At 44.3% G+C, this 13475-nt stretch carries 19 protein-coding genes; all 19 read left to right on the top strand.

Annotated features, from left to right (window positions below; all coding sequences use genetic code 11):
* Positions 1-43 precede the first annotated feature (43 nt).
* The 19 genes from E5329_RS10515 to rpsQ all read left to right on the top strand — a co-directional run bounded on the left by E5329_RS10515 (position 44) and on the right by rpsQ (position 13462).
* Positions 44-397, top strand: a complete 354-nt coding sequence (locus tag E5329_RS10515) for a YbaB/EbfC family nucleoid-associated protein (RefSeq protein WP_135989503.1) — start codon at positions 44-46, stop codon at positions 395-397.
* 15 nt (positions 398-412) lie between these two features.
* Positions 413-1009 (top strand): recombination mediator RecR, encoded by a 597-nt coding sequence (gene recR / locus E5329_RS10520; protein ID WP_135989504.1) that lies wholly within the window; start codon positions 413-415, stop codon positions 1007-1009.
* Positions 1010-1100: 91 nt separating this feature from the next.
* Positions 1101-2846 (top strand): LysM peptidoglycan-binding domain-containing protein, encoded by a 1746-nt coding sequence (locus E5329_RS10525; protein WP_168356580.1) that lies wholly within the window; start codon positions 1101-1103, stop codon positions 2844-2846.
* Between the two features lie 150 nt (positions 2847-2996).
* A complete protein-coding gene (locus E5329_RS10530) occupies positions 2997-4199 on the top strand; it encodes a DUF5711 family protein (RefSeq protein ID WP_135989506.1) in 1203 nt (400 codons plus the stop codon).
* Between the two features lie 58 nt (positions 4200-4257).
* A complete protein-coding gene (locus tag E5329_RS10535; protein WP_135989507.1) occupies positions 4258-4791 on the top strand; it encodes a CvpA family protein in 534 nt (177 codons plus the stop codon).
* A 283-nt stretch (positions 4792-5074) separates the two neighbouring features.
* Positions 5075-5848 carry a prolipoprotein diacylglyceryl transferase gene (gene lgt / locus E5329_RS10540; protein WP_135989508.1) on the top strand — a complete coding sequence of 258 codons (774 nt, stop codon included), beginning with the start codon at positions 5075-5077 and terminating at the stop codon, positions 5846-5848.
* Positions 5833-7155 (top strand): MATE family efflux transporter, encoded by a 1323-nt coding sequence (locus tag E5329_RS10545; RefSeq protein WP_135989509.1) that lies wholly within the window; start codon positions 5833-5835, stop codon positions 7153-7155. Before lgt ends, E5329_RS10545 begins: the two co-directional genes overlap by 16 nt.
* Before the next feature lie 78 nt (positions 7156-7233).
* The gene (locus E5329_RS10550) at positions 7234-7908 is read left to right on the top strand and encodes a hypothetical protein (protein ID WP_135989510.1); all 675 of its coding nucleotides are present in this window, start codon (positions 7234-7236) and stop codon (positions 7906-7908) included.
* A gap of 295 nt (positions 7909-8203) precedes the next feature.
* Positions 8204-8521, top strand: a complete 318-nt coding sequence (gene rpsJ / locus E5329_RS10555) for a 30S ribosomal protein S10 (protein WP_004607300.1) — start codon at positions 8204-8206, stop codon at positions 8519-8521.
* 119 nt (positions 8522-8640) lie between these two features.
* Positions 8641-9318: a 50S ribosomal protein L3 gene (gene rplC / locus E5329_RS10560; protein ID WP_135989511.1), complete on the top strand. Its 678-nt coding sequence runs from the start codon at positions 8641-8643 to the stop codon at positions 9316-9318.
* Between the two features lie 18 nt (positions 9319-9336).
* A complete protein-coding gene (rplD, locus tag E5329_RS10565; protein ID WP_135989512.1) occupies positions 9337-9957 on the top strand; it encodes a 50S ribosomal protein L4 in 621 nt (206 codons plus the stop codon).
* On the top strand, positions 9957-10256 hold the full coding sequence (gene rplW, locus E5329_RS10570; RefSeq protein WP_135989513.1) for a 50S ribosomal protein L23: 300 nt from the start codon (positions 9957-9959) through the stop codon (positions 10254-10256). Before rplD ends, rplW begins: the two co-directional genes overlap by 1 nt.
* Positions 10257-10270: 14 nt before the next feature.
* Complete coding sequence (rplB, locus tag E5329_RS10575; protein ID WP_135989514.1) at positions 10271-11116, top strand: 50S ribosomal protein L2; 846 nt, start codon at positions 10271-10273, stop codon at positions 11114-11116.
* A 62-nt stretch (positions 11117-11178) separates the two neighbouring features.
* On the top strand, positions 11179-11460 hold the full coding sequence (gene rpsS / locus E5329_RS10580) for a 30S ribosomal protein S19 (RefSeq protein ID WP_016213333.1): 282 nt from the start codon (positions 11179-11181) through the stop codon (positions 11458-11460).
* Positions 11461-11492: 32 nt separating this feature from the next.
* Positions 11493-11879 (top strand): 50S ribosomal protein L22, encoded by a 387-nt coding sequence (gene rplV, locus E5329_RS10585; protein ID WP_135989515.1) that lies wholly within the window; start codon positions 11493-11495, stop codon positions 11877-11879.
* 10 nt (positions 11880-11889) lie between these two features.
* The gene (rpsC, locus tag E5329_RS10590; protein WP_135989516.1) at positions 11890-12546 is read left to right on the top strand and encodes a 30S ribosomal protein S3; all 657 of its coding nucleotides are present in this window, start codon (positions 11890-11892) and stop codon (positions 12544-12546) included.
* The gene (rplP, locus tag E5329_RS10595) at positions 12546-12986 is read left to right on the top strand and encodes a 50S ribosomal protein L16 (protein ID WP_135989517.1); all 441 of its coding nucleotides are present in this window, start codon (positions 12546-12548) and stop codon (positions 12984-12986) included. Before rpsC ends, rplP begins: the two co-directional genes overlap by 1 nt.
* A complete protein-coding gene (rpmC, locus tag E5329_RS10600) occupies positions 12973-13188 on the top strand; it encodes a 50S ribosomal protein L29 (RefSeq protein ID WP_135989518.1) in 216 nt (71 codons plus the stop codon). Before rplP ends, rpmC begins: the two co-directional genes overlap by 14 nt.
* Positions 13189-13204: 16 nt before the next feature.
* Positions 13205-13462: a 30S ribosomal protein S17 gene (rpsQ, locus tag E5329_RS10605; protein WP_135989519.1), complete on the top strand. Its 258-nt coding sequence runs from the start codon at positions 13205-13207 to the stop codon at positions 13460-13462.
* The last annotated feature ends 13 nt before the right edge of the window (positions 13463-13475 follow it).

A 13475-nucleotide genomic window follows, 5' to 3' on the forward strand; every position in this document is an offset into this window, starting at 1 on the left:
ATACCATTATGTCCACAGAGCAGGACAGTAAGGAGGAAACATCATGGCGAAACGCGGCGGATTTCCGGGAGGAATGCCCGGCAATATGAATAATCTGATGAAGCAGGCACAGAAAATGCAGAAGCAGATGGAAGAAGCCACCAAGGAACTGGAGGAAAAAGAAATCACGGCTTCTGCAGGCGGCGGCGCGGTAGAAGTGACCATTACCGGCAAGAAGGAAGTAACTAAAGTAAAGCTTGCAGAAGAAGTAGTGGATCCGGAGGATATTGAGATGCTGGAAGATTTGATTATGGCGGCAACCAATGAGGCGCTCCGCCAGATTGAGGAAGCGTCCCAGCAGTCCATGTCCAAAATTACCGGAGGACTTGGCGGAATGGGCGGAGGATTCCCATTTTAAACAGGAGGATTCAATGTGGATTATTACAGCAGTCAGATAAGCAAACTGATCGAAGAGTTATCTTCTCTGCCTGGAATTGGAAGCAAGTCGGCACAGCGGCTTGCTTTTCATATTCTGAATATGCCGGTGGAACAGGTGGAGGAGCTGTCCTCTGCCATTATAGAGTCCAGGAAAAAAGTGAAATACTGCAGAACCTGCTTTACCCTGACGGACGAAGAACGGTGTCCTATTTGCAGAAATGAAAACCGGGATCACAAAACCATCATGGTGGTGGAGGACACCAGAGATTTGGCGGCTTATGAGAAGACCAACAAATATGAGGGAGTCTACCATGTGCTCCATGGGGCAATTTCACCGATGCTTGGGATAGGACCTGGAGATATCAGACTCAAGGAGCTGATGCAGCGGCTTCAGGAGGATGTGGAGGAAGTGATTATCGCCACCAATTCCAGCCTGGAGGGGGAAACTACGGCAATGTATATCAGTAAGCTGATTAAACCAACAGGAATCAAGGTATCCAGAATTGCCAGCGGGGTTCCGGTGGGCGGTGATTTGGAATATATTGATGAGATGACGCTGTACCGGGCTCTGGAGGGAAGGACAGAATTGTAGAATTCGGTCGAAATATTTTTTTACAGCATGACAGGGATTTCCAAAAATTGCAGACATCATGTGCTACCATGTGGAAAAAAGAGGTGAAAGCATGATTGAAATTGTTTGCAAAGACAGATTACAGGAAGAGAAAAAAGAAGAAAACATAAATCTGCCCAAGAATATTCGTCAGGTTGGGAGTCCCGGAGGAAGGCATAAAATTTACATAGAAGATTATGTGGATACTTATTTGAAGACCATAGCGGAAAAGAAAGAATCCTGTGCAGCAGTTTTTCTGGGAAAGAGCCAGATGGCCAAGGATATCCGCTATACGTTTATCAACGGCGCTCTCGAGTGCGGCAGCGGAGTGTTCCAGTGGGACAAGATCTGCCTGGACGACAGTTTCTGGAAATCTTTGGAAAAAGAAGAGAAAAAATATTTTCCGGACAGAGAAATTGTAGGATGGTTTTTGGGAAAAGAAGGACAGGCTATGGAACTGTCACCGGCAGTAGAGGCGGCACATCGAAAATATTTTTCCGGCAGGGACAAGGTTTTGATGCTGATGGATGTGTTGGAGGAGGAAGAAATATTTTTCATATATGACCAGGGCTATCTGCAGAAGCGGGAGAGCTATTACATTTATTATGAAAAAAATCTTCCCATGCAGGAATATATGATTCATAAAAGAGACGAAGAGCAGCGGCTGGAGGAGTTTGCGGCTCTAAAAGACAAGGAGCTGGGGATTGCAGGCGTCAGTATTCCGAAACCGGAGATCGGGAATGTTCAGAAAGAAACCAGAAATCTGGATCAAGAGAATATTCAGACAGGAACCGGAAATCTGGAACAAGAAGACATTCAGACAGAAGCAGGACATTTGGAAGAAGAGGATATTCAGACAGAGACAGATCGTTTGGAAAAAAATAGTTTTGGAATAAAAACTCAGAACTCAGAAAGTGAAAATCTTCAGGACGAAATTCACTACCCGGAAAAAGGACATGCCAAGGAAAATATAGAGAATGCAGAAGAGAGCTCTCAGTCAAAGATAGAAGAATTTCGAAAGCTTCACAAAGAACTGGAGACAGACGCTGGCAGCCAGGAGAAGATTTTTGCCAGGAGCAATTTGGAGGAACCGAAAACTCAGGCGGAGGAAGCGCTGGAATCTTATCGCAATATGATGCTTACAAGGCATGGGAAACAGGTGGAGAGGCAGAACCGGAGATTTCTTTATACGGCATCCTCTTTTTTTCTGGTGGCGGTCTGTGTTCTTGGCATCACAACCATTAATAATTACCGGAAAATGCAGGAGGTAGAAGATGTGCTGCATGTAATGCGAAGCGGTGAATCAAGTGAGAAGCGTTCAGAAAATCAGAACGGAGTGGTTGTGGAAAGTGTGGAGTCTCAGGTAACGCCTCTGGAGGAGGGACAGCAGACAGAGACTGGAAAAGAGCCGGAAGCAGGGAATACTCCGTCGGCTCAGGCGGAGGGAACCTCGTCAGAATCCGGCGATGCGCAGTCCGAAGCAGCAGCCCCTGCTTCAAACGATACACAGTCTGAAGATCCTGCGTCAGATCCCAACACCACACAATCTGAAGATCCTGCGTCAGATTCCAACAATGGGCAGTCCGAAGGGAATCCGGCCAATTCAGAGAATCCCCAGCCGGAAGAAGCCGCCCAGGAGCCTGCACAGGAAACTGCAGCGGAACAGCCCCGTTATTATACCGTTCAGCCTGGAGATACTCTGGCCTCTATCTGTATTAATATTTATCATAGCCGGGATATGATGAAAAAGGTATGCGAGGCCAACGGAATTGAAGATGGAGATAAAATTTATGCAGGACAGAAGCTTCTGCTTCCATAAATTTTCCAAAAGGCGTGCAATGTGCATCAGATTATGATATGATAGGAACTGATTTTAGTGGGAGTGAACTTGGGTGCAGCTTTGGCAGAGAAGCATACTTGGTGAATGTATGGAAGGTACTTGGCGGGAGGAGTGCACGGAGGTGTAGTTTTGGCAGATAAAGCATACCGGGTAGTTAAATCGGATGTAGGGGTAAAATCAGATGTTGAGGGAATGCATGAGAAAATCCGCAAGCATCGAAGAAAAATTTTAAGATGGACAGCTTTTATTGTAATTGCAGCATTACTTACCGCGGCAGGGATTTACATTTACCTGCAGACCAGAACATATTCGGAATATGATGTGCTGAATTCTGTGAAGCGGGAGGATTCTCCCGGAACGCAGTATGACATATTTCATGGAAATATTCTGAAATACAGCAGCGACGGCGCCTCTCTTGTGAATGCAAATAATAAGATTATCTGGAATCAGACGTATGAAATGCAGTCGCCAATGACAGACTCCTGTGAAAATTATGTGGTAATTGCAGACAGGAAAGGCGACACCATTTATATTATGGATATTTCCGGACCCTGTGGAGAGATTAAGACCACAATGCCCATTCAGCGGATTCAGGTGGCGAGTCAGGGAACAGTTGCAGTCCTGATGGAACAGGAGGGAACCGGATACATCCAGGTATATGATAAAGCGGGAACTTTTTTGGCGGAAGGGGAAGTACACACAGAAAACAGCGGTTATCCGCTGGATCTTGCTATTTCCAATGATGGAAAGAAGCTGGCGGTTTCCCTGCTGGATGTGAATGAGGGAAATGTGAAAACCACAGTTACTTTTTTTAATTTTGATACGGTAGGGCAGAATGAGATTGATAATATTGTAAGCCAATATTCTTATTCTGATATTGTGGTTCCCAAAGTAGAATTTCTGACAAATGATGTGATGGTTGCATTTGGGAGCAAACAAACGGTGATTTTTGAAGGCGCTCAGAAACCAAAGGTCAAAAAAGAAATGGAAGTGGAAAAGGAGATCCGAAGCATCTTTTATAATGAAGCCTATTTCGGATTTGTCTTTGACAACGAGAATCAGGAACAGTCTTATCAGATGAAAATATATGATTTGCGGGGGGCGGAAGTGCTTACTGAGGAATTCCAGATGGAGTATGAGGAAATCGGATTTCTGGAAAATGACGAGATTTATATTCGAAATAATCTGGAATGCGCCATTTTTACTCTGCGGGGCATTCAGAAATTTCATGCAAATTTCGACCAAAATATCTGGAAAATTATGTCAACCGGCAGAATCCGGGATTATGTTTTTCTGATGGATGGCGAAACCCAGAGGGTCAGGCTGAAGTAGGCGTGATTTGATTGGGCGGGGGAAAACAAAAGAACAGCTTAATAGGAGTACAGGGAACATGGATATATTATTGATAACAGTGCTTGTGATTGTAGGCGGTTTTGGGCTGCATGGTTATATTCGGGGAATGGTAAGGATCATTTTTTCTCTTGCAGCAGTTTTTATCACAATTATTCTGGCGTCTTTTGCCGCGCCTTATGCAGCGGAATTCTTGAAAAATCAGACCCCGTTGTATGAAGTTATCCAGGAAAACAGCGGGTCCTATGAATGGATTGCAGAGCAGGCCGCAGACGCAGTGATTGAGAGAATTGCCTGGATTCTGGCTTTTCTTCTGATCAGTATTCTGTTGGGAATTTTGATTCATACTTTGGATATCATTGCGAAGCTGCCGGGGATTGATACCATCAATCATGCAGGAGGGCTTGCAGTGGGGCTGGTGGAGGGCCTTGTTGTGGTCTGGATTCTGTTTCTGGTAATCACCCTGTGCCAGGGAAGCCAGTGGGGAGGTCAGATGATGGAGGAGATACAGAGTAATCCGTTGTTGGAACTGCTGTATGAAAATAATGTACTGGAGCAAATTTTTGACAAATGATAATATTGTCTATGGGCTTTCATTTTTCAATGGAACTGAACTGTCTGGAAATCAGGAAAGGGCTTTCGGGAAATCTGCCATTTCTCGAAAGCTTTTTCCTGCGCTTTTTTAAAAAAAATTAAATATGATGTCCTTATCCAAAAAAATTTTTCCATAAGTATAGCACAAACTGATTGGAACTGCAAAAATTTCCTGAATATGGTCGATAAAAATGGTTTCAAAGAATGGATAAGTCTGTTACAATAGGATGAAAGAAAATGAAAGAAAGAATTTGGAGGCAGCTATGATAAATGATATTACGATTGGGCCGCTGACCATTCATGTCTATGGAATTATGGTGGCAGTTGGTTATATGAGCGCATTGCTGATTAGTGAAAGACGTGCCAGGAAACAAGGGCTAGATTCTGATATTTTATTTGGTATTTTCTGGTGCGCAGTGCTTGGAGGAGCCGCAGGCAGTAAGCTTCTTTACTATACGGTAAGCTTTAAAGATGTGTTAAGAGATCCTTCTATTTTATTGAATTTTCAGAATGGATGGGTGGTTTATGGCGGGATTTTAGGCGGCGTGGCAGCCGGCTGGGGATACTGCCGGTTCAAGAAGGCAGATTTTCTCACTTATTTGGACTTGGTGCTTCCGGCGGTGGCTTTTGCCCAGGGCTGCGGACGGATCGGATGCTTTTTTGCCGGATGCTGTTATGGAAGGGAGACGGACTCCGTTTTCGGCATTCAATACTGGCAGTCGAATTATGCTCCCAATGGAGTAAAGCTGATTCCCACGCAAATCTATTCTAGTATCGGTGATTTCGCCATGGCATTTGTGCTGATGGCATATGCCAGGAAAGAACCGCAAAAGGGAAGAATTGCGGCAGGTTACTGTATCTTCTATAGTATAGGAAGATTCTTTATTGAAATGCTTCGGAACGATTACCGGGGAGCGTTTGGTTTTCTGTCTACCTCACAGCTCATTTCCATCCTCATTCTGGCAGTTGGGATTGGATTATTTGTATGGGCAGGGAAACAGACAGAGGAGAATAAGGAAACATGGACCGGGATCTGACCAAAGGGCCTGTAATGGCTTCTATGATGCGTTTTGCTGTTCCCATGATTCTGGGAAATTTGCTGCAGCAATGTTATAATATAGCAGATACATTGATTGTAGGAAAATGTTTGGGCAGCCATGCATTGGCGGCTGTGGGCTCGTCTTTTACACTAATGACATTTTTAACCTCAATTTTATTAGGGCTGTGCATGGGAAGCGGGGCTGTTTTTTCCATTCGGTTTGGGCAAAGGGACGAGGAGGGGCTGAAAGAGAGTATCTGCGCCTCCTTTGCGCTGGTGGCGGGCCTGGCAATATTTTTGAATCTTTCCGTATTCCTCTGTCTGGATGGGATCCGTATTCTTTTGCAGGTTCCGGCTGAGGTTTGGGGATTGATGCGGGAATATCTGTTTGTGATTTTCTGCGGGATTTTTGCGTCTTTTCTTTATAATTATTTTGCCGCTTTCCTGCGTGCGGTAGGAAATTCTGTGGCGCCGTTGATTTTTCTGGCGATTTCTGCTGTTATAAATATTTTGCTGGATTTGTGTTTTGTCTTGTGGCTGAAACGGGGCGTGGCCGGGGCGGCAGAGGCAACTGTGATTGCCCAGTATATTTCAGGGGTGGGAATAGCCGGATACACTCTGAGCAAATGTCCCCAGTTTCAGGGGCTTCGAAAATACTGGAGACTCCGTAAAAGCAGCATACAGGAGATTGCAGGCTTTTCCGTTCTGACCTGTGTGCAGCAATCTGTCATGAACCTTGGCATTCTGATGGTGCAGGGCCTGGTGAACAGCTTTGGCCCGGCGATTATGGCAGCATTTGCAGCGGCGGTGAAAATAGACGCTTTTGCCTATATGCCGGTGCAGGATTTTGGCAATGCGTTTTCTACATTTATTGCGCAGAATTACGGCGCGAAAGAAGAGGCAAGGATACGGAGCGGCTTAAAAGGCGCAGTGGCGTGTTCTATGATTTTTTGCATTCTGATATCCGCAGCAGTTTGCATCTTCGCAAGGCCTCTGATGGGAATATTTGTGGATGCCGATGAGGCAGCCATTATTCGAGAAGGAGTCCGGTATCTGCGGATTGAAGGGGCGTTCTATGCAGGGATTGGATGTCTGTTCCTTTTGTACGGCCTGTACCGGGCATTGGGACGGCCTGGAATGTCTGTGGCGCTTACGGTGATTTCCCTGGGGACACGGGTGCTGCTGGCATATCTGCTCTCAGCGCTTCCGGCCATTGGCGTAGTTGGAATCTGGTGGGCGATTCCCATTGGATGGTTTTTGGCGGATGCGGTGGGGATTATTTATTATATCAGGAAGATTGGATGATGTTGGTATCGGAATGTCCCGCGTCTGCCGATATAATTGTCAGAGAACGATTGTATCAGGCAGATGGGAGGAATCAGCATGAATATTATGAATCCGCAAACAGCAGTGACCAAGAGAAAAACGGGAGATCTGACCGTGGATATCACCCAGGTTATCCGGAATATTACTGGCACAGAGACGGACGAAAATAAGAAATCTGTTCTGCAGAAATTGCTGGAGCCGAAAGAAGTGGATAAAAACGAACGGGACGCCAGGAAAATATTGCAGATAGCCAAAAGGATAGCCAGAGGGGAATCGGTTTCGCCGGAAGAAAAAGAGCTGCTTAGGCGGTTGAATCCCCAGCTTGCCCAGATGGCAGAGCTTGCCAGAAAAGAGGGAGAACGGATCAAACATGCCCTGAAGCAGGCTTCTTCCAAGGAAGAGCAGCAGACGATTATCGGGCAGGCGTATCAGCAGGTGGCAGCGGTAATGAAGAAAAATCCTCAGTTCGGAGAACTGTTGGGAGAAGCGGTAAAGGCGGCAATCAAGGATGTGCAGGAAGATCCGGCGGCAATGAATAAGCCAAAGGTCGAGCGCGCAGGGGGCGAAGAGGAATCAGCCAATCAACCAAAGGACCAGACTGTCATGGATGAGGCGCAAGCTATGAATCCCCTGGAAAAAGAGAAATCAGAAGCGGCAGATGACAGACAGGAAGAAATCTTAGAACAGTTTTATCCTGAGGAATGGGTGTCTATGCTGGATTGTAAAGGATGATGGACAGGTAAAAGCATAAAAATTAATTTAATGCTTGCATTATGGACAATTATGTTTTATAATAACAAATGCTGTGGCATGATAGCGATGAAGCGAGAGGTTGCTGCCTGAGTGCAGGCAGGTTTTTCCGTGGAGCGAATGTCAAGTTAGGAAACTGGCGACAAGTCACTGTATCACAACAGGAAATCTGCAAAAAGCAGAAATGCCGTGTGCAATGTCCAGGACACACACGGAGAAGTGTACAGTCACCGCTTGTCGTACTGAAGTAAAGTGCGAAAAGGAGGCGGCTTTTTTTATGGCAAGTCAAGTAATGAGAATCACACTGAAGGCATATGACCATCAGTTAGTGGATGCATCTGCAAAGAAGATTATCGAAACTGTAAAGAAAAATGGATCACAGGTGAGCGGACCGGTTCCACTTCCCACCAAGAAGGAAGTTGTTACAATTTTAAGGGCAGTTCACAAGTACAAGGATTCCAGAGAACAGTTTGAGCAGAGAACTCATAAGAGACTTATTGATATCATTACGCCTACCCAGAAAACGGTAGATGCGTTATCCAGACTGGAAATGCCGGCAGGCGTTTACATTGATATCAAAATGAAGAATAAGTAATGGGTAACAATCCTGAAGGGTTCAATATAGAAGTATTGCAACTGTTCTAGGATGAACGGTTCCGCTGCCCCGGACAGGGTATGAATCGTTCCGCTGTAGAGTAAACAGGAGGGAAAGAAATGAAGAAAGCGATTTTAGCTACAAAAGTCGGAATGACTCAAATCTTCAATACAGACGGCGCTCTGGTGCCGGTTACTGTATTACAGGCTGGTCCATGTGCTGTAACACAGATTAAGACAGTAGAAAACGATGGATACAGCGCAGTGCAGGTTGGTTTTGTTGATAAGAAAGAAAAAATTATTAACAGAGACGCCAACGGAAAAAAAGAAATCAGAAACAGACATGGTCTGACAAAGGCTGAGAAAGGGCACTTCGATAAGGCAGGCGTGTCAGGCAAGAGATTTTTAAAAGAATTTAAATTTGAAAATGCTGCAGATTATAATCTGGCTGATGAAATCAAAGCAGATATTTTTGCAGAAGGCGATAAAGTTGATGCGACTGCAATCTCCAAAGGAAAAGGATTCCAGGGCGCAATCAAGAGACACGGCCAGCACAGAGGGCCTATGGCGCACGGTTCTAAATTCCATCGTCATCAGGGTTCTAACGGTGCATGTTCCAGTCCCAGCAAAGTGTTTAAAGGCAAAGGAATGCCAGGGCATATGGGTGCGGTAAAAGTAACGGTTCAGAATCTTGAGATTGTAAAAGTGGATGCTGAGAAGAATCTGCTTTTGGTAAAGGGCTCTGTTCCGGGACCGAAGAAGTCTCTGGTAACAATCAAAGAGACTGTAAAGCGGTAGTGAAAGGAGGACTTAACGATGGCTAATGTAGCTATTTATAATATGGAAGGCAATGAAGTTGGAAGCCTTGAGCTGAATGATGCAGTGTTCGGCGTTGAAATTAACGAGCATCTTGTGCACATGGCAGTTGTGCAGCAACTTGCAAACAAACGTCAGGGAACACAGAAAGCAAAGACACGTTCTGAAGTTTCCGGCGGCGGAAGAAAACCATGGAGACAAAAAGGAACCGGTCATGCAAGACAGGGCTCCATCCGCGCTCCCCAGTGGAAAGGCGGCGGCGTAGTATTTGCTCCGGTTCCAAGAGATTATTCCTTTAAAATGAACAAGAAGGAAAAAAGGGCAGCGTTAAAGTCTGCGCTGACATCCAGAGTAAATGAAAGCAAATTCATCGTGTTAGAGGATTTAAGCCTGGATGAAATCAAAACAAAGAAATTCAAAGAGGTTTTAAATAACCTGAAAGTAAATAAGGCCCTTGTAGTATTGAAAGAGAGCAATCAGAACGTAGTATTGTCTGCAAGAAATATTCCTGCTGTTAAGACTACAGTAGCTAATTCTCTCAACGTATATGATATTTTGAAATATGACACCGTAGTCATCACAAAAGATGCGGTATCAGCAATCGAGGAGGTGTATGCATAATGGCAAACGTACAATATTATGACGTAATCCTCAAACCAGTAATCACTGAAAAGAGCATGAACCTTATGGGTGAGAAGAAATATACTTTTCTGGTTCATCCGGAAGCGAATAAGACCATGATTAAAGAAGCTGTTGAGAAAATGTTTGAGGGAACCAAGGTAAAGAAAGTGAATACTTTAAACATTGGCGGCAAGAAGAAAAGAAGAGGGATGGTAGTTGGTAAGACTGCCAAGACCAAGAAAGCAATTGTCCAGTTAACAGAGGACAGCAAAGACATTGAAATTTTTGCAGGCTTATAGAAAGGAGAAACATCATGGGAATTAAGACATATAACCCATATACACCTTCCAGAAGGAATATGACCGGTTCTGATTTTTCTGAAATCACAAAGACAGTGCCAGAGAAATCTCTGTTGGTTTCTTTGCAGAAGAATTCCGGCCGTAATAATCAGGGTAAAATTACTGTAAGACACCGTGGCGGTGGCTCCAGAAGAAAATATAGAATTATTGATTTTAAGAGAAACAAAAAGGATGGAATTCCGGCAACAGTCATCGGAATTGAATACGATCCCAACAGAACAGCAAATATTGCTTTAATCTGTTATCAGGACGGAACGAAATCATATATCCTTGCTCCCGACGGACTGACGGACGGCATGAAGGTTATGAACGGACCGGAAGCGGAAGTGAGAGTAGGCAACTGCCTTCCTCTGGAAAATATTCCTGTCGGTACTCAGGTGCATAACATTGAGCTGTATCCGGGAAAAGGCGGCCAGCTTGTCCGTTCTGCAGGAAACAGCGCTCAGCTGATGGCAAAAGAAGGAAAATATGCAACATTAAGACTGCCCTCCGGCGAAATGAGAATGGTGCCGATTATCTGCAGAGCAACTGTCGGAATAGTAGGAAATACAGATCACAACCTTGTAAAAATTGGTAAAGCAGGACGGAAGCGTCACATGGGTATCCGCCCGACAGTACGCGGTTCTGTTATGAATCCCAATGACCATCCGCACGGAGGTGGAGAAGGTAAGACCGGAATCGGACGTCCGGGCCCGTCTACTCCATGGGGCAAGCCTGCATTGGGGCTTAAGACCAGAAAGAAAAACAAAGCAAGCAATAAGCTTATCGTAAGAAGAAGAGACGGTAGAGCTTTGAAATAACAGGGATACCCGCAGGGCAGTTCTGCCCGCAGGCGGGACAATATTTAGGAGGTTGAATTTTTATGGGTCGTTCACTGAAAAAAGGACCATTTGCTGATGCAAGCTTATTGAAAAAAGTAGATGCTATGAACGCAGCAGGTGAGAAGAGCGTGATTAAGACATGGTCTCGCCGTTCTACAATTTTTCCGCAGTTCGTAGGTCATACATTTGCTGTTCATGATGGAAGAAAACATGTGCCGGTTTATGTGACTGAAGATATGGTAGGCCATAAACTGGGTGAGTTCGTTGCAACAAGAACTTATCGTGGACATGGAAAAGATGAGAAGAAATCCAAAGTTCGTTAATCAATAGATATGGGAAAGGAGGTTCCACATCCATGGCAAAGGGACATAGAAGTCAAATTAAAAGAGAAAGAAATGCACAGAAGGATACCAGGCCGTCAGCGAAGTTATCTTATGCCAGAGTATCTGTTCAGAAAGCATGTTTCGTGTTAGATGCAATCCGTGGCAAAGATGTGAAGACTGCGCTGGCAATTCTGGCATATAATCCGAGATACGCATCCAGCGTAATAGAGAAGCTGTTGAAATCTGCGATTGCAAATGCAGAAAACAATAACGGTATGAATACAGACAATCTTTACATTGCAGAATGTTATGCAAATAAAGGACCAACAATGAAAAGAGTCAGACCGAGGGCACAGGGAAGAGCTTACAGAATCGAAAAGAGAATGAGCCACATTACAATTGTGCTTGATGAAAGATAGGAGGGCAAACATGGGACAGAAAGTGAATCCTCATGGTTTAAGAGTTGGAATTATCAAAGATTGGGACTCCAAATGGTATGCGGAAGCAGATTTTGCAGATTTTCTTATAGAAGATTATAACATCAGAACATTTCTGAAAAAGAAATTATACGCATCCGGAGTTTCCAAGATTGAGATTGAAAGAGCTTCTGATCGGGTAAAGGTAATTCTTTATACTGCAAAGCCTGGCGTAGTAATCGGAAAAGGCGGAGCGGAAATTGAGAAAGTAAAAGCAGAGCTTCAGAAATTAACAGATAAAAAACTGGTGGTAGATATCAAAGAGGTAAAGAGACCGGACAAAGATGCACAGCTTGTAGCTGAGAATATTGCATTGCAGTTGGAAAACCGTGTTTCTTTCCGCCGGGCAATGAAATCCTGCATGGGCAGAAGTATGAAAGCAGGAGCTCTTGGAATTAAGAGTTCTGTTTCCGGACGTTTGGGCGGCGCTGATATGGCACGTACAGAATTCTATAGTGAAGGGACGATTCCGCTTCAGACATTAAGAGCAGATATCGATTATGGATTCGCTGAAGCAGATACCACCTACGGAAAAGTAGGAGTAAAAGTATGGATCTACAAAGGCGAGGTACTTCCAACAAAAGAAACAAAGGAAGGGAGCGATAAATAATGTTAATGCCAAAAAGAGTTAAACGCCGTAAACAGTTCCGTGGTTCCATGGCAGGAAAGGCGTTAAGAGGTAATAAAATTACGAATGGTGAATACGGTATTGTGGCTACGGAGCCATGCTGGATCAAATCCAATCAGATTGAGGCAGCCCGTATTGCAATGACACGTTACATTAAGCGTGGCGGTAAAGTATGGATTAAAATTTTTCCTGATAAACCAGTAACTGCAAAACCGGCAGAAACTCGTATGGGTTCCGGAAAAGGAACACTGGAATACTGGGTAGCTGTTGTAAAACCAGGCCGTGTTTTGTTTGAAATCTCCGGCGTTCCGGAAGAAATCGCACGGGAAGCATTGCGTCTTGCTACACATAAGTTACCATGTAAATGTAAAATAGTTTCTCGGGCAGACTTAGAAGGCGGTGAATCAAATGAAAAGCAGTAATTTTGTGAAAGAATTAAGAGAAGAATCCGTAGAAGCATTGCAGGAGCGGTTAGTGGCTGCAAAGAAAGAACTTTTTAATTTAAGATTCCAGAATGCGACCAATCAGCTGGATAATACCGGAAGAATCAAAGAGGTTCGTAAGAATATTGCCAGGATTCAGACAATTATCACTGAAAAGACGCGGGAGACATTGAACGCTTAATGAAAGGAGCAGAATCGTGGAAGAAAGAAATCTTAGAAAAACACGTACTGGTGTTGTTGTAAGCGACAAGATGAATAAAACGATTGTTGTTGCAGTGCGGGATAATGTAAGACATCCTCTTTACAACAAGATCGTAAAAAGAACTTATAAATTGAAAGCTCATGACGAAAACAATGAATGCAAGGTTGGAGATACAGTCAAAGTAATGGAAACAAGACCTTTATCCAAAGACAAGAGATGGAGACTTGTGGAAATCATTGAGAGAGCGAAATAAAGGAGGCTACCGG

This window comes from Petralouisia muris, assembly GCF_004793545.1.
Taxonomy (GTDB): domain Bacteria; phylum Bacillota; class Clostridia; order Lachnospirales; family Lachnospiraceae; genus Petralouisia; species Petralouisia muris.